This is a genomic window from Luedemannella flava (genome assembly GCF_039528515.1).
GTDB classification, from domain to species: domain Bacteria; phylum Actinomycetota; class Actinomycetes; order Mycobacteriales; family Micromonosporaceae; genus Luedemannella; species Luedemannella flava.
In genome coordinates this window covers 1-21,200 of the sequence record NZ_BAAALT010000058.1, presented here as the reverse complement: position 1 = coordinate 21,200, position 21,200 = coordinate 1, and the positions used below count along the sequence as shown (strand labels likewise).

18 protein-coding genes are annotated in these 21,200 nt (G+C 70.8%); 8 read left to right on the top strand and 10 right to left on the bottom strand.

Annotation, left to right across the window (positions count from 1 at the left end):
- Positions 1–60 precede the first annotated feature (60 nt).
- The 3 genes from ABD211_RS11740 to ABD211_RS11730 are packed head-to-tail and all read right to left on the bottom strand — an operon-like array spanning position 61 to position 4,121.
- On the bottom strand, positions 61–1,344 hold the full coding sequence (locus ABD211_RS11740) for a methyl-accepting chemotaxis protein (protein WP_344129291.1): 1,284 nt from the start codon (positions 1,342–1,344) through the stop codon (positions 61–63).
- A 16-nt stretch (positions 1,345–1,360) separates the two neighbouring features.
- Positions 1,361–1,798 (bottom strand): chemotaxis protein CheW, encoded by a 438-nt coding sequence (locus tag ABD211_RS11735; protein ID WP_344129288.1) that lies wholly within the window; start codon positions 1,796–1,798, stop codon positions 1,361–1,363.
- A gap of 1 nt (position 1,799) precedes the next feature.
- Positions 1,800–4,121, bottom strand: a complete 2,322-nt coding sequence (locus tag ABD211_RS11730) for a chemotaxis protein CheW (RefSeq protein WP_344129285.1) — start codon at positions 4,119–4,121, stop codon at positions 1,800–1,802.
- Positions 4,122–4,324: 203 nt separating this feature from the next.
- On the opposite strand from ABD211_RS11730, the gene ABD211_RS11725 reads away from it, so the two are divergent.
- Entirely contained in the window at positions 4,325–5,467 is a 1,143-nt protein-coding gene (locus ABD211_RS11725; RefSeq protein ID WP_344129282.1) for a hybrid sensor histidine kinase/response regulator, read from the top strand.
- Here ABD211_RS11725 and ABD211_RS11720 read toward each other — a convergent pair.
- Positions 5,464–5,862 (bottom strand): response regulator, encoded by a 399-nt coding sequence (locus tag ABD211_RS11720; protein ID WP_344129278.1) that lies wholly within the window; start codon positions 5,860–5,862, stop codon positions 5,464–5,466. The genes ABD211_RS11725 and ABD211_RS11720 overlap by 4 nt on opposite strands.
- 39 nt (positions 5,863–5,901) lie before the next feature.
- Here ABD211_RS11720 and ABD211_RS11715 point away from each other — a divergent pair, with 39 nt between their 5' ends.
- A complete protein-coding gene (locus ABD211_RS11715; protein ID WP_344129275.1) occupies positions 5,902–6,159 on the top strand; it encodes a hypothetical protein in 258 nt (85 codons plus the stop codon).
- On the opposite strand, the gene ABD211_RS11710 is transcribed toward ABD211_RS11715, so the two are convergent.
- Entirely contained in the window at positions 6,132–6,824 is a 693-nt protein-coding gene (locus tag ABD211_RS11710; protein ID WP_344129272.1) for a response regulator transcription factor, read from the bottom strand. The two genes, ABD211_RS11715 and ABD211_RS11710, sit on opposite strands and share 28 nt — an antisense overlap.
- A gap of 161 nt (positions 6,825–6,985) precedes the next feature.
- Here ABD211_RS11710 and ABD211_RS11705 point away from each other — a divergent pair, with 161 nt between their 5' ends.
- The 4 genes from ABD211_RS11705 (at position 6,986) to ABD211_RS11690 (ending at position 12,146) form a co-directional block, all read left to right on the top strand.
- Complete coding sequence (locus ABD211_RS11705; RefSeq protein ID WP_344129270.1) at positions 6,986–8,323, top strand: methyl-accepting chemotaxis protein; 1,338 nt, start codon at positions 6,986–6,988, stop codon at positions 8,321–8,323.
- 92 nt (positions 8,324–8,415) lie between these two features.
- Complete coding sequence (locus ABD211_RS11700) at positions 8,416–9,981, top strand: methyl-accepting chemotaxis protein (protein WP_344129268.1); 1,566 nt, start codon at positions 8,416–8,418, stop codon at positions 9,979–9,981.
- A gap of 20 nt (positions 9,982–10,001) precedes the next feature.
- A complete protein-coding gene (locus ABD211_RS11695; RefSeq protein WP_344129266.1) occupies positions 10,002–11,300 on the top strand; it encodes an ABC transporter substrate-binding protein in 1,299 nt (432 codons plus the stop codon).
- 162 nt (positions 11,301–11,462) lie between these two features.
- Positions 11,463–12,146 (top strand): response regulator transcription factor, encoded by a 684-nt coding sequence (locus ABD211_RS11690; RefSeq protein ID WP_344129264.1) that lies wholly within the window; start codon positions 11,463–11,465, stop codon positions 12,144–12,146.
- A 9-nt stretch (positions 12,147–12,155) separates the two neighbouring features.
- Here the strand turns inward: ABD211_RS11690 and ABD211_RS11685 are convergent, their stop codons facing one another.
- The 5 genes from ABD211_RS11685 to ABD211_RS11660 form a co-directional block, all read right to left on the bottom strand.
- On the bottom strand, positions 12,156–12,974 hold the full coding sequence (locus tag ABD211_RS11685) for an alpha/beta hydrolase (RefSeq protein WP_344129262.1): 819 nt from the start codon (positions 12,972–12,974) through the stop codon (positions 12,156–12,158).
- Between the two features lie 661 nt (positions 12,975–13,635).
- Positions 13,636–14,100, bottom strand: a complete 465-nt coding sequence (locus ABD211_RS11675; protein WP_344129260.1) for a DUF4265 domain-containing protein — start codon at positions 14,098–14,100, stop codon at positions 13,636–13,638.
- Between the two features lie 111 nt (positions 14,101–14,211).
- The gene (arsM, locus tag ABD211_RS11670; RefSeq protein ID WP_344129258.1) at positions 14,212–14,970 is read right to left on the bottom strand and encodes an arsenite methyltransferase; all 759 of its coding nucleotides are present in this window, start codon (positions 14,968–14,970) and stop codon (positions 14,212–14,214) included.
- 209 nt (positions 14,971–15,179) lie between these two features.
- Positions 15,180–16,604 (bottom strand): type I glutamate--ammonia ligase, encoded by a 1,425-nt coding sequence (glnA, locus tag ABD211_RS11665; RefSeq protein ID WP_344129256.1) that lies wholly within the window; start codon positions 16,602–16,604, stop codon positions 15,180–15,182.
- An 827-nt stretch (positions 16,605–17,431) separates the two neighbouring features.
- Positions 17,432–18,130: a DUF4191 domain-containing protein gene (locus tag ABD211_RS11660; protein WP_344129254.1), complete on the bottom strand. Its 699-nt coding sequence runs from the start codon at positions 18,128–18,130 to the stop codon at positions 17,432–17,434.
- Between the two features lie 116 nt (positions 18,131–18,246).
- Between ABD211_RS11660 and ABD211_RS11655 the strand changes: the two genes are divergently transcribed.
- Both ABD211_RS11655 and ABD211_RS11650 read left to right on the top strand, forming a co-directional pair.
- Positions 18,247–18,438 (top strand): DUF5326 family protein, encoded by a 192-nt coding sequence (locus tag ABD211_RS11655; protein WP_344129252.1) that lies wholly within the window; start codon positions 18,247–18,249, stop codon positions 18,436–18,438.
- A gap of 440 nt (positions 18,439–18,878) precedes the next feature.
- A partial coding sequence (locus ABD211_RS11650) for an ATP-binding protein (protein WP_344129250.1) occupies positions 18,879–21,200 on the top strand: 2,322 nt, incomplete at its 3' end.

The window sequence follows — 21,200 nt, the reverse complement described above, 5'->3', positions numbered from 1 at the left end:
CCGGCCGCCGACGGGCCGCACCCGTGTGGGTACGACCCGCCGGCGTCATCGGGGGGATGCTCAGGCGGTCCGGAAGCGGGCCGTGAGCGTTTCGATCTCGCTCGACATGCGCAGCAGCTCGGTGACGGAGCTCCGCCACTCCTCGCTGGTCTCGGACGCGAGCTGGGCGACCGACGCGACGCTGGCGATGTTCGAGGCGATCTCGGACGAGCCGACCGCGGCCTCGCTGACGCTGCGGTTCATCTCCGTGGTCGTGGCGGTCTGCTCCTCCACGGCCGAGGCGATGGTGACCTGGTAGTCGTTGATCCGGCCGATGATCCGGCTGATCTCGCCGATCGCGGCGACCGCGTTGGACGTGTCGGCCTGGATCGCGGAGACGCGGTGGGAGATGTCCTCGGTCGCCCGGGCGGTCTCCTGGGCGAGCTCCTTGACCTCGTTCGCGACCACGGCGAAGCCCTTGCCGGCGTCGCCGGCCCGCGCGGCCTCGATGGTGGCGTTCAGCGCGAGCAGGTTGGTCTGCTCCGCGATGCTCGTGATCGTCTTGATCACGTTGCCGATCTCGGCCGACGACTCGCCGAGCTTGGCGACCGTCTGGTTGGTCGACTCGGCGGCCTCAACGGCGTCCGAGGCGACCCGGGCGGCGTCGTTGGCGTTCTGCGCGATCTCGCGGATCGAGGCGCCGAGCTCCTCCGAGCCGGCCGCGACGGTCTGCACGTTGCGGGTGACCTGCTCGGCGGCGGCGGCCACGACGTCGGCCTGGGCGCCGGTCTCCGACACGTGGCCGGTGATCTGGTCGGTGGTGCCACCGAGCTGGTCGGCGGCGGCGGCCAGCGACGAGGAGGTGCGGGCCAGGGTGTCCACGGCCTCACGCATGCTGGTGGTCGCCCCGTTGAGCGCGTTCGCGATGGTGCCGACCTCGTCGGTGCCACGGACCTCGACCGACCGGGTCAGGTCGCCGTCGGCGACCGCGACCAGGGCCGCGGAGACCTCCCGCAGCGGCTTCATGGTGCGGCGCACGGTCCACACCGCGAAGTACAGCGAGAGCAGGACGCCGATGCCCGCGACGACCGAGATGGTCGTGACGCCGGTGCTGCGCGCCGACTCGAACTGCACCAGCTGGTTGTGGATCGCCGGCTGGGAGGCCGCGTCGGGCATGGCCTCAACGATGATCGAACGCAGCGACTGGAAGTGCTCGTTCATCTTGTTGATGCCGGAGATACCGGCGATGCCGGCGATGGCCGCGGCGACGATGGCGATGCCCGCCGAGAGGTAGACCTTCAGGCCGATCGAGCGGTTGCCGAACCAGCCGCTGGCACGCGTACTTGTGGTGGTGGGGGTGCTCATGGTGAGGGTGACTCCGTCAGTTTCCGGTGGTGGTGGAGAGGGCTTCGTCGACGTTGAGGGCCAGCATCAGCCGTTCGTCGAGCTTGAACGCGCCGCCGACGAGGCGGCGGGCGGGACCGGTCAGGTTGTCCGGCGCCGGCTCGAAGTCGGCATCGTCGAGGTCGACGACCCCGCCGATGCGGTCAACGAGCAGACTGACCGGCCCGTCCTCGGTGCGCAGGATCAGGTTCATGACCGCGCCCTCGGTGAGGGACTGACGCGACAGGCCCAGCTGGACCCGCATGTCGACTGCCGCGATCACCTGACCGCGCAGGTTGAACAGTCCGCCGACGGCCGCGGGGGCCAGCGGCACGGAGGTGTACTCGTGGAACGAGATGACCTCCTGCACCTTGGTCACCTCCACGCCGAAGAGACGGTCGTCAACTTCGAACGTGGCGTACTGGCAGCTCGCCATCTCAGGCCTCCACCATTTCCTGCTCGAGCGTGTGGGAGTAGAAGTGCGGGTCGGCCGCCAGGATCGCGCGGCGCACGTCGAGCAGCTCGGTGACGCGCTTCTCGATCACCGCGGAGCCGACGAGACCCTCGAAGTTGAAGTCGCGCCGGGCCGACGTCGAGTCCTCCACGATGTCGACGATCTGGTCGACGACCATGGCGACGCTGCGTCCGCGCTCGGTGTAGACCACCGCGGAGACCACGTCGGTGGCCGGTGCCACCTCGGTGCCGGTGCCGATGAGGTGCGACAGCCGGACCATGGGCAGGATCTGCCCGCGGTACTGCACGACCTCCTGGCCCATGACGTGCTCGATGCGGTCGACAGCGAACTCCTCGAGACGGGTGACCGAGTCGAGCGGGATCGCCACCCGACGCTCACCCAGGCTCGTGACGAGCAGGCGATCGGCCGTGCCCGCCAGCGCGGCGGTGTTCGTGTTGTCGGCCGACTCGCGCTCGGCCCCGCCGGTGGCGAGGTTCGAGCGGCGCGCCAGCGACGCGACGTCGAGGATCAGCGCCACCTTGCCGTCGCCGAGGATCGTGGCCCCGGCGTAGACACCCAGCTCCTTGAAGCGGTTGGTGAGCGCCTTGACCACGACCTCCTCGGTATTGAGGACGCGGTCCACGAGCATGCCGAAGCGACGCCCGTCAGCCTGCAGGACGAGCACGTAGCGGCCGCCCTCCCCGTCGGCGTCCTGAGCGACGCCGAGGGTCTGGTCGAGGCTGACCAGGGGGAGCAGCTTGCCGCGCAGGCGGTACACGGGGGCGCCGGCGGCGTACTCGATCCGGTTGGACCGGTTGTCGACGTGTACCAGCTCGAGCACCGCGACCTGCGGCACGACGTACCGCTCGCCGGCCGACTCGACCGTGATGGCCTGGATGATGGCCAGCGTCAGCGGGATCGTGAGCCGCCACGTGGTGCCGGCGCCGGGGTTCGACTCGACGTCGACGGTGCCGCCGACGTTCTCGATGTTGGTCTTGACGACGTCCATGCCCACACCGCGGCCGGACACATTGGTGACCTTCTTGGCCGTCGAGAAGCCGGGCTGGAAGACCAGCGTCATCAGCTCGCGCGGCTCCATGCGGGCGGCCTGCGCCTCGGTGATGAGGCCCCGGCTGATCGCCGTCTGGGCGACGCGGGCGGTGTCGATGCCGGCGCCGTCGTCCGCGATCTCCACGGTCACGTGGCCGCTCTCGTGGTAGGCGCGCAGCGTGAGGGTGCCCTCGGCCGGCTTGCCGGCCGCGACGCGGTCCTCCGGGGTCTCGATGCCGTGGTCGATGGCGTTGCGGACGAGGTGCGTCAGCGGGTCCTTGACCGCCTCCAGCAGCGTCCGGTCGAGCTCGGTCTCCTTGCCCTCCATGACAAGGTTGACCTGCTTGCTGAACGCCTGGCTGAGGTCGCGGGCGACCCGGGGCATCTTCGACCAGATCTGCTCGATCGGCTGCATGCGGGTCTTCATGATGCCCTCTTGCAGCTCGCTCGTGATGAGGTTGAGCCGCTGCGTGGTGCGCACCACGACCGGGTCGTCGCTGCCGTCGGCCGCGCGGACCAGCTGGTTGCGGACGAGAACGAGCTCGCCGACCAGGGTCATGAGCGAGTCGAGCACGTCGACGTCCACGCGGATGGCGGAGTCGGCGATGCTGCGCCGCTGGGCCGTGCCCTCGGTGCCCGGCGTGGACCCGGCGTCGAGGTGGTCGTCCAGGTCGGCGATCCACGGCGGGAGCGGGGCCTCGGTCGGCAGCTCGGCCACCTTGGCGGGCGTCTCGACGACGACCGGTGCGGCGGGCGTCTCGACGACGACCGGAGGGGCCGGCGTCTCGACGGCGGCGGGCGCGGGCGGCGTCTCGACGGCGACCGGAGCGGCGGGGGCGGCGGCGGGCGCGGCCGGAGCCGGGGCGCTCTCGCCGGCCATCTGCCGGTTGATCTGCTCGACGATGGCGCTGACGTCGTGGTCGCCCTCGACGCCGGTGGTCTCGATCTCCGCGAGCAGCTTGCGGACGCCGTCGAGCGTGGCCAGTAGAGTGGTGATCGTGTCAGGGGTGACCGGCTGAACGCCGTCACGCAGCCGGGAGAGCAGCGACTCTCCGGCGTGGGTCAGACCCTCCAGACGATTGAACGCGAGGAAACCACTCGTGCCCTTGATCGTATGGATGGTGCGGAAAATCCTTGAGATCAGCTCGCGGGAGTCAGGTTCCTGCTCCAGGGCGACCAGATCGCCGTCCAGCGTGTCGAGATTCTCGTGACTTTCCACGAGGAACTCCTGGACGATCTCGTCCAGTTCCTCCACGGCATACCTCCATGCTCGGTGCGACGTTCAGATCGGCACCCCCGTGGTCGGCTTGAGGATTCCCCGAGGAGACGCCCCAACGCGATGAAAGAATTGCTGGTCGGAGCTGTCGTGGGCGGAGGTGGGAGATCGCTGCGGACCACGTCACCCCGATCCCGGCGGCCGGTCCTCCGGAGCCGGACAGCGCGGCGTGGCGGCACGCCATGCGGCTGGAGAGCCTCGGGCAGCTGGCCGGGGGAGTGGCCCATGACTTCAACAACCTGCTCGCGATCATCAGCAACTACACCGCCTTCATCGCCGAGGAACTGGACGCCGCGATCGCCGCGGGCGACCGACGCTGGGAGCCGGTCCGGCAGGACCTGGCGCAGGTGGAGAAGGCGGCGCAGCGCGCCATCGAGCTGACCCACCAGCTGCTCACGTTCGGTCGCGACGAGCCGTTGGCGCCGCGTTCGGTTGATGTCAACGAGGTGGTCCGGGAGGTCGCCGCGCTGGTCCGGCGCTCGCTCGGCGCCCGGGTGCGGCTGCGGGTGCGGCTGCGCCCCGACCTTGGCCCGGCGCACGCCGACGCCGGGGAGTGCGCGCAGGTCCTGCTGAACCTGGCGGTCAACGCCCGGGACGCGATGCCCACCGGCGGGACCATCGCGATCGAGACGGACCGGATCATGGTGGACACCAGCACGATCGCCCCGTCCTCGCCCCCACCGGGCCGTTATGTCCGGTTACGGGTGAGTGACACGGGTGACGGCATGACCCCCGAGGTGCTGGAACACATCTTCGAGCCGTATTTCACCACCCGGCCTGAGGGCACCGGGCTGGGCCTGTCCGTCGTCCACGAGATCGTGGAACACAGTGGCGGCGCGCTCTCGGTGGAGTCGACCCCCGGCCTGGGTACGGCGGTCACGGTGCTGCTGCCGGCGACCGATGAGCCGCCGAGCACCGGTCGGCCGGTCGGCGTGCGGCGCAAACGGGGCCGCATGGCGGGCCGACGGGTGATGGTGGCCGCCGAGGACCGGGCGATCCGGGACGTGGTGCGGCGCATCCTGGTCCGCGAGGGATGCCTGGTGGTAGCGGTCGCCGACGGGGAGTCGGCGATAAGGAGCCTGGCCGGGATGGACCTCCTGCTCACCGACGCGATCCTCGGCGACATGCTCGGTCGCGAGATCGTGGAGCGGACCGGGCCGGGAACGCGCGCGCTGTACATGTCCGGTTTTGCCCGTAGTGTGCTGGTCGAGCAGGGAGCGCTGCCGCCGGACGCGACGATGCTCGACAAGCCGTTCTCGGACGACTCGCTGCTGGCCGCGGTGGAGGGCGTACTCCTGGACATCGTGGACGACGCGGCCGGCTAGGCCGCGTGCCCGGGGCTGGCGTGGCCGGTGGTGGCGGCCCGCACCGCCGAGACCAGGGTGGCCGCCGTGAACGGCTTCTGCACGAACGCGGCGTCCGACGGGAGCAGGCCGAGCCGGTCGAGCTCGGCGCGCGGGGTGCCGGTGACGTAGAGGACGGCAAGGTCGGCCCGCAGGCGCCGGGCCGCGTCGCAGAGGTCGAGCCCGTCGATGCCGGGCAGGCCCAGGTCCGCCACGAGCAGGTCCAGCGGGCCCGACTCCGGGTGGCAGTGGGGCAGTGCCTCGGTGGCGGTGCCGGCGGCCCGCACGGTGTAGCCGGCCCGGCGCAGGAGGCGGCAGATGATCTCCCGGAGGTCCTCGTCGTCGTCAACGACGAGGACATTGCCCTGGTGGAGCATGAGATAATTTAAGCGCAGATTCCCGGAAATTGATTGATCATGTCGAGATCGACCACCTCATCGCCGCGCAGCACCGGCGGGCCGTCGCCCACCGCGGCGGCGGTGCATGCCCTCGCCCAGCCGCTCGCCGTGGCCGCCAGCACCAGCGAACTGCTCGTCACCGACTGGGAGCAGCTCACCGATGCCGACCGGCGCGACCTCGCGCTCCGGGTGGACCGCAACGTGCGCCGGCTCGCCGAGTTGCTGCGCGGCGTGGACGTGGCGGCCGGTCAGGAGTCGTCGACCCGGCGCCGGTAGCGGTAGCCGAAGCCGCGCACCGACTCGATGGGTGACGTGTCCGGATCCGACCAGTCCAGTTTGCGGCGTAACCGCAGGATCGCGAACTTCACCCGCTCCTGGCCGATCCCGGTCGGGTCGTCCCATGCCTGCCGGAGCAGCTGCGGCGGGCTGAGCACCACGCCGGGGTGGCGGACAAGGGCGTACAGGAGCCGGAACTCGGTGGGCGTCAGTCGGGCCTGCACGCCGCCGACGGTCACGTCCCGCGTGCTGGGGTCCATTCGCAGGACGCCGTCGTCGTAGAGCTGGTCGGCCCAGTCGACCGTGCCGGCGCGCCGCAGCAGCGCCTCCACCCGGGCGATGAGCTCGTTGTTCGGGAACGGCTTGCCCAGATAGTCGTCGGCCCCCGCACGCAGGCCACGGACCTTGTCGGCGGCGTCGGCGTGCCCGCTGAGCATGAGTACGGGCACGTCGGACAGCTCGCGCAGGCGCTGCAGGACGTGCCACCCGTCCAGCTCGGGCAGGCTCACGTCCAGCAGCACGAGGTCGGGCCGGACGGAGTACGCGTCGCGCAGCGCCGTACGGCCGTCCGGGGCCTCGTACACCTCGTGTCCCGCTCGGCCGAGCAGCTCCTTGAGGGTGTCCCTGACGTCCGCGTCGTCATCGACCACCAGCAGCCGGCTCACGACCTCGCCTTCCCGCCGCGCCCTGTCCAGCGCGCTAACACTTTACGGCGAATTTCATGCCAAACCATCGTTTTTGAAGGCGTACCCGTGACGAATGTCGAAGCTCCGCCGCCCGCCCGCCGATAGCGCTTTCTAACGGAACGTTGGAAGGGGAGCGGCACGTGGGTATCCAGTTGGAGCGGGGCATCTCAGCGATCAGCCTGTCCCCGTCCGCGTTCGCGGCCCGTCACAAGGTCCTGCGCCTGCTGCTCGCGCTGCACGTGCCCGTCATCGCGCTCATCGCGCTGCTCAACGGCAGCGACGCGACCGGGACGCACCAGCACGGGTCCGGCGGCCACACCACCGCCCTCTGGGTGATGATCTCCGCGGTGTTCGGCTGCGCTGTGCTCTCCGACCGGCTGCCCACCCCGCGGGGCAAGGCGCTCGTCGTCTCCGTCGGGCTCGTCCTCGCGGCGGCCGCGCTCGTGCACGCCGGCGGCGGCCTTACCGACCTGCACTTCCATTTCTTCGTCGTACTCGCGCTCATCGGTCTCTACCAGGACGTGTACGCCTTCGCGGCCGCCGTGGTCGTGGTCGCCGGCCATCACCTCGGCTTCGGTTCGGTCGCCCCGGACATGGTCTTCTCCGACCCGCGCGCGCAGGCCAGCCCGGCCACGTGGGCCCTGCTGCACGCCACCTTCGTCCTCGCGATGTGCGCCGCCCAGGTCGTCTACTGGCGGTTCGCCGCGGTGCAGCGCGTGGAGGTCGACCGCGAGCGGCAGGAGGCCGCCGAGGCGATCGAGGAGGCCCTGCGGGCCGCCACGGTCGAGGCCGAGCGCCGCGAAGGGCTCGCCGCCGCCGAAGCGGCCGAGCAGGTCGCCCGCGGCCAGGAGCTGGCCCGGCGGCTGGAGCAGGTGCTCGCCGGCGTCGGCGACACCGGGGCGCGGCTGCGCGACGAGACCGGCGCGGCGCTGAGCCAGTTGGAGGCCGAGCTCACCGGCGCGCGCGACACCGTCAGCGGAGCGGTGTCCGCGATCGAGGCCGCCGGCTCCGACGCCGACCGGGCGCTCGCCGTCATCGACGAGCTCGAGGAGGCCATGGCCGGCATCGCGGCCGTGGTCGGCCTCATCCAGCGCATCGCCGACCAGACGAATCTGCTGGCGCTCAACGCCACCATCGAGGCGGCCCGCGCCGGCGACGCCGGCAAGGGGTTCGGCGTGGTCGCCGACGAGGTCAAGCAGCTCGCGGGCCAGACGGCGGAGGCCACCGGCCGGATCGAGGCGACCGTCGGCGACATGACGCGCAACAGCGCCGAGGTCTCCCGCGCGGTGCACGCCGTGGCGGAGCGGCTGCGCGGCCTGGCCGACACCCAGCTCGCCGTCGCCGGCGTCGTGACCGAGCAGAACGCGCTCGCCGCCCGTACCCGGGAAGTGGTTGTCGCGGCGGCGGGTGAGGTGGCCGCGGCCTCGGTGACCGAGCCCACGATAAATGTCTCAATTCGAAGCAGTTTCGGCCGTTAGTAGATACGGCGCACCCCGGCGCCGCACGGAAGGAATTGCTAACTATGGGTACGAAAGCCGCGCGTGTAAACGTCGCCGCTTGGTTCGGCCGGTTGACGGTTCGCACCCAGATCATGGTCGCCCTGCTCCTCGTGGCTCTTGTCGCGGCCGGCGTGGGAGCGCTGTCACTGACGAAGCTGGCCACGCTCAACCACCAGATCGAGTCCCTGCGCAACGAGCAGCTCGAAAGCGTCAACGCCGTCAGCAAGGCCCGTGCCGCGCTGGCCGGCATGTACCAGAACCTGTGGAGCTACGCGGCCGACCCGACGGGTCCCGGCGCGAGCCACGCGCGCGCCGCCATCAACGGCGACGACGAGATCATCATCGAGGCGATCCAGGACTACCGCGAGCACACCGGCAACGCCGCCGGTGCCGCCCGGGCTGACTCGTTCGCCGCGCAGTGGGACGCCTACCGCCAGGTCCGTGACGCGTTCGTCTTCGGCGCCGAGGCGCCGGCCGGCGTGACCGTCCCCGCCGACACCGAGGGCTTCGAGACCCTGTCGCTGCACCTGGGCTCGTCCATCGAGTCCATGGCGCAGGCCGAGCGCGACGCGGCCAAGGCCGCGGCGGACGCGGCCGCCGCCGACTACGACACCGCCCGGACCCTGCTCGTCGGCGCGATCGGAGTCGGCCTGCTCATCGCGGTCGGGTTCGCCCTGCTGACCTCGCGTCGCGTCGGTAACTCGCTGCGCGGCATGTCGCGGGTGCTCACGTCGGTCGCCGACGGCGACCTGACGCAGACCGTGCCCGTGGACGGTGGCAAGGACCTCAACGAGATCGCGGTCGCCGTCAACAGGGCCACCGCCAGCCTCCGTGACACCGTGGGCGCGCTGGCCACCAGTGCCAACGTCCTCACCGAGACCTCGGTCCAGCTGGCCTCGGTCAGCGACCAGGTGAGCGTCGGCGCGCAGCAGGTGAGCGCGCAGGCCGAGCGGACCGCGTCCACCGCCGACAACGTGTCCGTCAACGTCAACACCGTCGCCGCCGCGTCGGAGGAGATGAGCGCGTCGATCAAGGAGATCGCGTCCAGCGCCATGGAGGGGACCCAGGTGGCCGCGCAGGCCGTCGACGTCGCCAACACCACGGGTCAGACGGTCGCCCGACTCGGCGAGTCGAGCCAGGAGATCGGCAACGTGGTCGCCGCCATCACCGCGATCGCCGCGCAGACCAACCTGCTGGCGCTCAACGCCACCATCGAGGCCGCGCGCGCGGGCGACGCCGGTAAGGGCTTCGCCGTCGTCGCGAGCGAGGTCAAGGATCTGGCGCAGGAGACGGCGCGGGCTACCGAGGACATCTCGGCCCGGGTCGCCGCGATCCAGGCCGACACCGAGGGCGCGATCTCCGCCATCGGTGAGATCAGCGAGATCATCCAGCGGGTCAACGACTTCCAGCTGACGATCTCGTCGGCCGTGGAGGAGCAGAGCGCCACGAGCGCCGAGATGAGCCGCAACGTGTCCGCCGCCGCGTCCGGCGCCGGGGTCATCGCCGCCGACGTCGCGCAGATGACCCGCGCGGCGCAGGACTCCGCCGACGCCTCGGTCAACAGCCGGAAGGCCGCCGCGGATCTCGCCGACCTCGCCGGTCAGCTCGAACAGCTCGTCGGCCGGTTCCAGGTCTGAGCAAGGGAGGAATGACAGATATGCGTACCAACAAGCGCCGTATCGCCGCGCTGGGCGTCGTCGCCGCCCTGGCTCTCGGGGCCGCCGCCTGCGGCACCGGTTCGACCGACGGCTCCAGCACCGAGAAGATCACCCTGGTCGTCGACACGTTCGGCAAGTTCGGCTTCGAGGACCTCTACAAGCAGTACGAGGCCGCGCACCCGAACATCACCATCTCCGAGCGCGCGACCGAGGGCCTGGACAACTACTGGCCCAAGCTCACCCAGTTCCTCACCGCCGGCGGTGGCGCCGGCGACGTCGTGGCCATTGAAGAGGGCATCATGCCCTACTACAAGTCCGAGGCCCAGGCGTTCGTCGACCTCGCCGACTATGGCGCGGAGTCGCTGAAGTCCAGCTTCCTGCCGTGGAAGTGGGAACAGGGCATCGCGGCCGACGGCAAGGTTGTCGGACTCGGCACCGACATCGGCGGCCTGGCCATGTGCTACCGCACCGACCTGTTCGCCCAGGCGGGCCTGCCCACCGACCGCGACGAGGTCTCCAAGCTGTGGCCGACGTGGGCCGAGTTCGTGGCGACGGGCAAGAAGTTCAAGCAGGCCAAGCCGGGCACGGCCTTTGTGGACTCGCCGACGCAGATCCTCAACTCGTCGCTGATGCAGGCGGCGGGCGCGACGAACAACCTGACCTACTTCGACGAGAGCGGCCAGCTGGTCATCGAGTCGAACCCGGCCGTGAAGACCGCCTGGGAGCTGGCCACTGAGGTCATCGGCGCGGGCCTGACCTCGAAGCTCGCGACCTGGTCGCCGGAGTGGTCGGCCGGCTTCAAGAACGGCGCGTTCGCCACGACGGCGTGCCCGTCCTGGATGCTCGGCATCATCGAGTCCAACTCCGGGCCGGAGAACGCCAACAAGTGGGACGTGGCCCGGATCCCGGGCGACGGCGGCAACTGGGGCGGCTCGTTCCTCGCGGTGCCGACCCAGAGCGAGCACCCGAAGGAGGCCGCTGAGCTGGCGAAGTTCCTGACCTCGCCGGCCAGCCACGTGGCCGCGTTCAAGGCCGTGGGCGCGTTGCCGTCGGACGTGAAGTCGCTGTCCGACCCGGCGTTCCTCGACCTCAAGAACGCTTATTTCAACGACGCGCCGGTCGGAAAGATATTTGGCGAGGGCGCCCAGCGCATCAAGCCGGTGTTCGTCGGCTTGAAGAACCAGGCCGTCCGGGAGCGCGCGGTGGAGCCGGCGATCCTCGACTACGCCAACGGCAAGATCAGCGCCGACGACGCATGGAAGCGGGCCGTCAGCGCTGCGAAGGCCAAGGCGAAATAGCTCTACCCCCCGGTGGGACGCCGGGCCGGCCGCGCACCACGGCCGCGCCCGGCGTCCTCACCACCTCACCGCCCCACCCGGGGCGGCGGGACCTGTCAGAAAACGTGGCCAGCCAGGACGGCAGGCCAGGACGGAAGTCCGCACCACGCATGGAGGCATCAGGTGTCCGGAGCGAGAGCTTTGCTCGCCGACCATTCGCCGGAAACGGCGGTGGCCTGCACGAGAATGTTGACCGACGAGGGCTACGCGGTCATCGCGACCCGGCAGGGCGGGTCCGCGGTCGAGGTCGCACGCGTGAACGAGCCGGAACTGCTGCTGCTCAACGCCGACCTGCCCGACGTGTCGGGCGTCGAGGCGTGCCGGCGGATCCGTTCGTTCAGCGAGGCGTACGTCATTCTCATCGGCCCGGACAGCGACGGGTCGGATCGCATCGAGGGATTCTCGGCCGGCGCCGACGACTACCTGGTGCGCCCGTACTCCCTGGCTGAGCTCGCGCTGCGGATCCGCGCGCTGCGCCGCCGACTGCGTCCGGTCCCCACGTCGCGGGTGCGCAGCTACGGCTCGCTCCAGATCGACACCGGGGCCCGCGAGGTCACCCGTGACGGTGTCCCCGTCGCCCTGACGAAGATCGAGTTTGACCTGCTGGAGACCCTCTCCCGTGTCCCGCACCAGACCGTGAGCCGCGACGAGCTGCTGACCGGCATCTGGGGCAGCCGCTGGCCCGGCGACGACCACGTCGTCGACGTCCACGTCGGCAACCTGCGTCGCAAGCTCGGCGAGACCGCCTCCGCCGCCCGCCACGTGCACACCGTGCGCGGCGTCGGCTACCGCTTCGAGGCCGCCTGACGGCGCGCCTCAGGTGCGCGCGGTCAGGAAGTCCGTGACCTGCGCGGCGAGCGCGTCGTCCCCGATGTTCACGCCGGTCACCAGCTGGCGGTTGCCGACCCCGGCCGCGAGGGACGCCAGGTCCGCGGCGGGGGCGTCGCCCACACACACCAGCAGGGGTACGCCCAGGCGCGGCGCCGCCTGCGCGACCGTGCTGTTGGCGGTCCCGTCCGTCACCGGGGTGTTCAGGTCGACCGGCGACACGGCCACGACCCCGCCGGTGGTCACCTCCCGGTGGGCGGCCGTGACCAGGGCGATATTGGCGCCCAACGCGGTGCCCGCGAGCGCGACCCGCTTGGCGCCCGCGTGCCGCAGGGCGGTCACGGCCGCGACCGTGTCCGCCACGTAGTCGCGCCGCCGCCCGCACTCGCTGAACCCGTAGCAACGCAGGTCGAACGCCAGCACGTGGAACCCCTTGGCGGCCAACCGCCGCGCGAACGACCACCAGGTGCACAGGTTGCCGCGGTCACCGTGGACGAGCACCACCCCCCGCTCCCCGCCACCGACCCGAACGGCGGCCAGGTTGACCCCGTCGGCGGTGGTGAGCACGAGCTGCTGGACCGACAGCACCGGCCCCACCGGCACCCGGTTGACGGGCGGCGCGCCCGGACCCGGGCAGCGCGCCTCGGGCAGGGGAGCGGTCCCGGGCAGCGACGAGTCCTGCGGCGCCGGGGTCTCGGTGTGCGCGGCGTCCCGGGCGACCCACGGGGCGCCGACGGCGGCCACCGCGAGCGCCGCGAGGGCGCACGCGACCACCATCGCCGCCACGCGGCGTCCGGCCAGCTTCATGCCCGGGACGAGTCCAGACCCGCCCGCCCGGTTCCGCCCCACGTCGCCCGGGCGCCGGACATGCGGCTCCCGTGTCCTAGGTCGGCTGGTCGTTGGGTACCTGGTTGTAGCGCTCCAGCGTGGCGCGGGAGGTCGAAGAGTCCTGATAGATCAGCGCCCAGGGGCCGGTGTTGATCTCGGCATGAGCTTGGCAACGGTCTTCGCGCAGTCGAGGACGATGTGGTGGTCGCGGTCGCCGATGAGCGGCATGGCGGCGACGTCGATCTCGGCGAGTCGATCGAAGGTCGGTGGGTCCGGTCGCTGCAGGTCGCCCTACGCGAACATCGCCTCGGTAGCATCGCGGAGCAGCGTTTGGGCGTTGGTGGTCAGACCGGCAGGGGCCCACGTCTGAAGGCCGAGCCGCTAAAGACCGTCGCGGTCGTTGGCGGCACTGAGACGTCCACCGCCGCAGGGTACGGACCTACCGATCGCACCGCCACCCGAAGGCGGTGAAGGCCACCCATCAGGAGAGAAACTAGCCGTCGTTGAGCGAGCTGACGAACAGCGTTACATCGCTGGTACGCCATAAGCACCTATCGACGATAAAGGGAGTACAGCTCGCCCGCCAACGGCGTTCCGTCGCGGACTCCTGAGAACCGACAAGCGTGACGCGTGCCGCTGCTCAGGCGGCTGTCCATGCGTCGGTTACGCATCCCGTTTCGAACGCCCACCATCCCTCCGTCTCGCCGTGGACGAGGATCGCCTTAACGGCAGGGAGGTCTGCGGTCACCGGCACCGTGAAGGCGACAAGAGGCAGCTCGTCGCTGAACGTTTCGCCGCCAAGGCCGAGCGGTGCCAATCGTTCGTGTACTGCGTGAGCGCTTCGCCCGAGTGGGCCGTCGGGGATCGGGAGAACCCTGATCGTGCAATTGCCCGATGCCTCGACGCGCTCGGTCGCCCAACACGTGCCGTCCGCGGCGGTCATGAACCGCACGATGTCACCCTCGGCCACGCCGTCCTGAAGAAACGGCGCGTTGCTGATGTGAGCGGTGTCGGGACCAACCGCAGCGGCCCCACAGGCCTTCCTTGTCGTAGGGCAGCCATCCTTCACGTGGAACGAACCCGAACCAGATCTTGACGTACTCATCTCCGACAGGACGGTCCCGATCGGGCGGCGCTGAGGTCATAGCGAACATGATCGCGCATTGGGCTGCCAGACCTCGCGCCTCCGGTGCACGCGCTCAAGTGGCGCCTGCGGCTAAACGGCGGGCTTGCGGGCGCGGATGATCGCCGAGTGCATTCCATCGGCGGCCTCGTGCGTGGGTGTGATCTCGATGTCGACGAACCCTGCCGCCGCGAGACCCTGCTCGTACTCGGCGAAGGACAGCGCGCCGGCGATGCAGCCGACCCACTCGCCGCGCTCCGCCCGCTGCGCCGGGCTCAGGTCGTTGTCCGCGACGACGTCCGCGACACCGACGCGGCCTCCGGGCTTGAGTACGCGGTAGGCGGAGGCGAAGACGGCAGGCTTGTCGGTCGACAGGTTGATGACGCAGTTGGAGATGACCACGTCAACGCTGGCGGACGGCAGCGGGATGTCCTCGATCCGCCCGCGGAGGAACTCCACGTTCGTCGCACCGGTCTGCTCGGCATTGCGTCGGGCCAGTTGCAGCATCTCGTCCGTCATGTCCAGCCCGTACGCCTTGCCGGCGGGTCCGACCCGGCGCGCCGAGAGCAGGACGTCAATCCCGCCACCCGAGCCGAGGTCGAGGACGGTCTCGCCGGCGTTCAGCTCGGCCACCATGAGCGGGTTGCCGCAGCCGAGGCTGGCGGCGACGGCCGCGTCGGGCAACTCATCCTGCTCGGACGCGGAGTAGAGCCGCGCGCCGAATCCGTCGCCGGCCTCGGCCACGTCGGTCCCGCAGCAGCCGCCGGTGCCGTCGAGCACCTTGACCGCCGCCGTCGCGTACCGATCGCGGACGCGATCGATCATGCCGGGTGTGTCCTGGTCTGATGTCATGACGACCTCCTTGTTTAGACGATTGTCTAGACATCAGGTTGGCAGTTGATTTGAGAACTGTCAACCTAGACGCTTCTCTAATCAACAGTAGGCCGGTCACGCACGTGTTCTGTCGCGCTGGAGTTCGGAAGTGTTCCGGCATGCGAAACGGCGGCCACGCCGGCCAAGGGCCGGGCGTGACCGCCGTCGTGGTGCTGGCGTCGAATGGATCAGACGTCGTAGTACATCGCGAACTCGTGCGGGGTCGGGCGCAGACGGACCGGGTCGATCTCGCTGGAGCGCTTGTAGTCGATCCACGTCGAGATCAGGTCGGGGGTGAAGACGCCACCCTCGAGCAGGAAGTCGTGGTTGGCCTCGAGGGCGTCGAGCACCTCGGGGAGCGAACCCGGCACCTGCTTGACCTGGGCGACCTCCTCCGGCGGCAGGTCGTAGAGGTCCTTGTCGATCGGCTCCGGCGGCTCGATCTTGTTCTTGATGCCGTCGAGGCCGGCCATCAGCATGGACGCGAACGCCAGGTAGACGTTGGCCGACGGGTCGGGCACGCGGAACTCGATGCGCTTGGCCTTCGCGTTCGTACCCGTCACCGGGATACGGGTGCAGGCCGAGCGGTTGCGCTGCGAGTACACCAGGTTGACCGGGGCCTCGTAGCCGGGCACGAGGCGCCGGTAGGAGTTGACGGTCGGGTTGGTGAAGGCGAGCAGCGACGGAGCGTGCTTGAGCAGACCACCCACGTACCACCGGGCGGTGTCCGACAGGCCGCCGTAGCCGGTCTCGTCGTAGAACAGCGGGTCACCGTTGAGCCAGAGGCTCTGGTGGGTGTGCATGCCGGAGCCGTTGTCACCGAAGAGCGGCTTCGGCATGAAGGTCGCGGTCTTGCCCGCGGCCCACGCCGTGTTCTTGATGATGTACTTGAACAGCTGCAGCTGGTCGCCCGCGTGGAGCAGGGTCGAGAACTTGTAGTTGATCTCGGCCTGGCCGGCGGTGCCGACCTCGTGGTGCGAGCGCTCGACCGTGTAGCCGGCGCCGAGCAGGTTCTGCACCATCTGGTCGCGCAGGTCGGCGTAGTGGTCGACCGGCGGCACCGGGAAGTAGCCACCCTTGTAGGCGGTCTTGTAACCGCGGTTGCCACCCGGCTCGTCCTTGCCGGTGTTCCACCAGCCCTCGACCGAGTCGATGTAGTAGTAGGCCTGGTTGGCGCTCGTCTCGTGGCGGATCGAGTCGAAGATGTAGAACTCCGCCTCGGGGCCGAAGTACGCCGTGTCGGCGATGCCGCTCGCGGCCAGGTAGGACTCGGCCTTCTTGGCCACGTTACGCGGGTCGCGGCTGTAGGCCTCGCGCGTGAACGGGTCGTGGATGAAGAAGTTCAGCGCGATGGTCTTCTCGACCCGGAACGGGTCGATGAAGGCGCTGGACACGTCCGGCAGCAGCATCATGTCGGACTCGTGGATCTGCTGGAACCCGCGGATCGAGGAGCCGTCGAACGCCAGACCGTCCTCGAAGACACTGGCGTCGAACGACTCGACCGGCACGTTGAAGTGCTGCATCACACCGGGCAGGTCGCAGAATCGTACGTCGACGAACTTCACGCCCTCGTCTTTGAGGTACCGAAGGAATTCCTCGGAATTGGCGAACACACGTCCTCCTGTGCATCCAGATAGTTGGCTTCTGGGCGGCTGCCAGCGACGGTAGGGGTGTGGCGTTGCCCGGGCGTATCTCATTTGTTTCTACCGTGTTACGCGGCGGGTGCGTGGCGTTACGGTGTGACCAGGCCAACAGCGATGGACAGCAGGGATCGTCCGTCCGGGGAGAGGATATCGACCCCGTGCGCCGGCGCGGCAGACCTGACCGCTTTCCCGCCCCGGCGAGTCCAGCCAGAGATCGCCTGCTCAGCGCGCATACAGCGAGGCGTTGACCACCACGGTCGGCGCCGCGGTCACGCCGCCCGTCCAAGATCGAGCATGTGGGGTCGGGTCATCCAGCCGAGCCGGCCGCGTAGGTCGGACGACCAGGTGCGGCCATGTGGCGAGGTCCGCCCGCCGAACGCGCGTCAAGTGTGCCCATCTGGCCGGGCGACCGCGGCCATCCCTCGCCATCTGTGCGCATCTGGCGAGGCTGCCGGCATCGGCACCCGCTACATGTGCGCAGTTGGCGAGGGCTGGGCGGGCGTCGTCCGCTACATGTGCGCAGTTGGCGACGCCGGGCGGGTGTACCTCCGCCAGATGTGCGCTTGTGGCGGAGTCAGGCGCGTCGCCGCCACCAGATGTGCACAAATGGCGGCGAGCGGGCGAGCAGCGGCCGCGCGGTGCCGTTCGGTACGGACGGCCGTGCGCCCATGGCGAGGCGCGGACGTCGAACCGGGCGGGGGACCGACAGGACCGTGTGCGGGCACCGGCGATCTGCGCCCGGAAACGGTCCGGCCCGCCGCGACCATGGTCACGGCGGGCCGGGCGTACGTCGTGGGTCAGCGGCCGCGCATGCCGCGCATGGCGCCCTTCGGGGGGCGCATGTTCTTGGGGATGGCGCCCTTGGGCATCTGCGGGCGGGCGGTCAGCGCCTTGAGCCGCTTGTCGAGGGCGTTGACCTCCTTGCCCGACAGGGTGCGGGGCAGGCGGGTCAGGGTGCTGCGCAGCTTGATCAGCGGCACCTCACCCTCGTCGTTGCCGAGCATGAAGTCGCGCAGGTCGGCGGAGCCGATCACCTTCGACAGGCGCCGGCGCTCCTGACCGATCAGCGCGCGTACCCGCTGGGGGTTGCCTTCACCCAGGAGGATGACGCCGGGGCGGCCGATGATCAGGTGGACCATGTCGAACTGGGTGGTGGAGCTGACGGCCGGCGTGACGCGCCAGTCGCCGCGCATCGTCTCGACGATCTGGGCGGCGGCGCCGGGCTGCTTCTCGGCCTCGGCCATCATCGCCTTGTTGGACCGGAGGTTGAGCACGATCAGCACGGCGAGCAGCGCCAGCAGGATGCCCACCGGGATCCACATCAGGCCGAAGTCGAGGATGACGGCCAGCACGGTGAGCGCGAGCGGGACGACCACGGCGAGTATGACGAGCGGCACGAACAGCTTGTCCCGCTTCGCGGTGAACGAGAACACCATGCCGATCTGTCGGAGTCGGGTGCCGAAACCCGCCTTCTCCTGCTCCTGCGCCTTCGCCATGGCCGGAAGTCTAGTGGCCACGCGCAGCGCCGTCGGGCCCGGTCCGGGTGCGCAGTGACCGTTGGTGCCCGTGACGCCGCAGTGCCAGTATTGCGGCGCGGAAAGGGGGCCGAACCATGGCCAAGGCGTTGTTCTGGGTGGCGCTCGGGATCGTGGTGCTGCTGGTCGTCGGGTCGATCGTGGTGTCCCTCGTGAAGGCGCTCATGTCGCTCGCCTTCTATCTCATCGTCGGGGCCCTGGCGGTCGGCGCCGGCTGGTATCTCTACCAGCGCCTCAGGTCGGCCGCCGCGCGCGGAAACCCCCGCTGACCGGCGCAAGGCCCGAACGGCCCTAAGACCCCTTACCTCGTACGGGCGTCCCAACGGTGTGGCTAAGCCCACCCCGGCCCCGAAACATGCGGCGCCGTGCCCATGCCGACCGGCCACCTGCCAGCGGATCGTCGATCGCAGCAGCCGCCGGGTCCGCCGGCGGCCCGGCCACGGGGGCGCGCGACGATGTTCGTGGGGACCGACGTTTATAACAATCTGGAAATCGCGCGACTGCGCGAGGAGCGGCTGCGGCGCCTCGCCGCGTCCGGCCTGGCCAGCCAACAGGCCGCTGACCAGCGCGGACGATATTCCTGGTGGCGGGCGTGGTGGCGGGCCCGGACGCGGCGGGTCGCCGGGCGCGCGGCGACCGTGCGCGCGGAGGTCGCGGGCCCGATAAAGCCATGACGAGTTCGTCGGTGCGGCATGGCATGCTCGATTCCGTGACCGCCCGCGCCACCGTCTTCGTCGGCCGCGAGACCGAGTTCGGTCTGCTGCGTGACGCCGCGATGCGCGTCCGGCACGAGCCGGTCGCGATGATCATCGGTGGCGAGGCGGGCGTCGGGAAGACGCGGCTCGTCGAGGAGTTCGGTCGGTTCGCGGCGTCGGGCGGCGCCGAGGTCCTCATCGGTCACTGTCTCGAGCTCGGCGAGGACGGCCTGCCGTTCGCGCCCTTCGCCGCCGCGCTGCGCGACCTGCTGCGCCGGCACGGTCCGGCCGCGTTCGCCGGCTATGAGCAGGAGTTCGCCCGGCTGTTGCCGGAGCTCGGGCCGGTCGGCCCCGAGGGCTTCTCCGACGCGACCCGGGGCTACCTGTTCGACCTGGTCGGGGCGCTCTTCGACCGGCTGACGGCCGACCGTCAGCTGGTCCTGATCATCGAGGACCTGCACTGGGCCGACCGGTCCACCCGCGAGCTGCTGGCCTACCTGGCCCGATCCACGCGGGCGGCCGGGCTGCTGCTGGTCGGCACCTACCGCGCCGACGAGCTGCACCGCGGCCACCCGCTGCGGCCGTTCCTGGCCGAGCTCGACCGGCTGCGCGGCGTCGAGCGCATCGAGCTGGGCCGGCTCGACCGGGACGCGACGGCCGAGATCGTCACCGACCTGCTCGGCGGCGAGCCGTCCGCGCCGCTGATCGACAGCATCCACTCCCGGGCGCAGGGCAACCCGTTCTTCATCGAGGAGCTCACCGCCTGCGCCGACCCGAGCGGCTGTCATCTGCTGCCCGACACGTTGCGCGACCTGCTCCTGACCCGGGTCGACCGGCTGCCGGAGGCCGCGCAGCGGGTGCTGCGCATCGCGGCGGCCGGCGGGGTGCGCATCGGCCACCGGCTGCTCGCCGCGGCCGCCGACGTCTCCGACGCCGCGTTGGAGGAGGCGCTGCGGCTCGCGGTCGCCGCGCACCTGGTCATCGTCGACGCCGACGGCGGCTACGAGTTCCGGCACGCGCTGGTGCGCGAGGCGGTCCACGACGATCTGCTGCCGGGCGAGCGGGCCCGGCTGCACGCGCGCTACGCGGCCACGATCGAGGCCGATCCGACGCTCGTCGGCGTGGGCCTGGCGCCGGCCGAGATCGCCCACCACTGGTACGCGGCGCACGACCACCCCCGGGCGCTGACGGCCGCGATGCACGCCGCGACGGTCGCCGGCCAGCGCTACGCGTACGCGGAGAAGAGCCGCCTGCTGGAGCGCGTCCTCGAGCTGTGGGAGCAGGTCGACGACGCCCCCGCCCGCACCGGCACGGACCACCTGGGCCTGCTGGAGTCGGCACTGTCGGCGGCCATCGGCGCGGGCGACTACGACCGGGCGATGGGTCTGGCCAAGGCGGCCCTCGCCGAGGTGGACAGCGCGGCCCAACCGATGCGCGCCGCCCGGATGCTCGTGCAGCGCGCGAAGCTGCTGCGCACCTTCGGCAAGTCCGACGGCTCGACCGAGCTGCGCCAGGCGTACGACCTGATCGCGCCGATCCCGGACGATCCCCGCCGCGCCGAGCTGCTCGCCGACATCGCCGCCATCATGGTGACGATCGAGCGGGACGAGGGCGGCCGCATCGTCAAGGAGGCGGCGCTCGTCGCCGGCGACCTCCAGGACACCGCCGCCCAGGTGTCGGCGGCCGTGACCATGGGCCGTCTGCACGGTCGCCAGCTCTCCGCCGAGTCCGGCCTCGTCGAGATGCGCCGGGCGGCCGCGGCCGCGCAGCGCGCCGGCGACCTGCCGGGCCTGGTGCGGGCCCACGTGAACATCTCCGACCTGCTGTTCGACCTCGGGGCGTACGCGGAGTCCGCCGAGGTGGCGCTGGGCGGCCTGGCCGACGCCGGCCGGGTCGGCATCGGCCGCACCACCGGGGTGTTCCTGCTCGCCAACCGCGGCGAGGCCCTCCTGGCCCTGGGCCAGTGGGACGAGGCCGACGCGCTCTTCGGCGAGGCCGCCCGACTCGACCCGCCCGGCACCCTGGAGCTGCTCTGGCTCATGCAGCGCGCCCGGCTGCGGCTCGTCCGGGGCCACGCGAGCGCCGGCGACCTGGTGGCCCGCGCGGTCGCGTTCCTCTCCCTGCCCTACCTGAGCCCGCAGCAGCGCCTGCCGCTGCGCGAGCTGCGGGTCATGGCGGCCCTGTCCACCAACGACGCCGCCGAGGCCGTCGCCCGCGCCGCGAGCGGCCTGGGCGACCCGGCCCTGGCCTCCGAGGCCCGGTACGCGTGGCCCCTGCTCGCCGTCGCCGCGCGGGCCGCGACGGTCGCCGCCGACGGCTCGGTGCCCGCCGCCGCC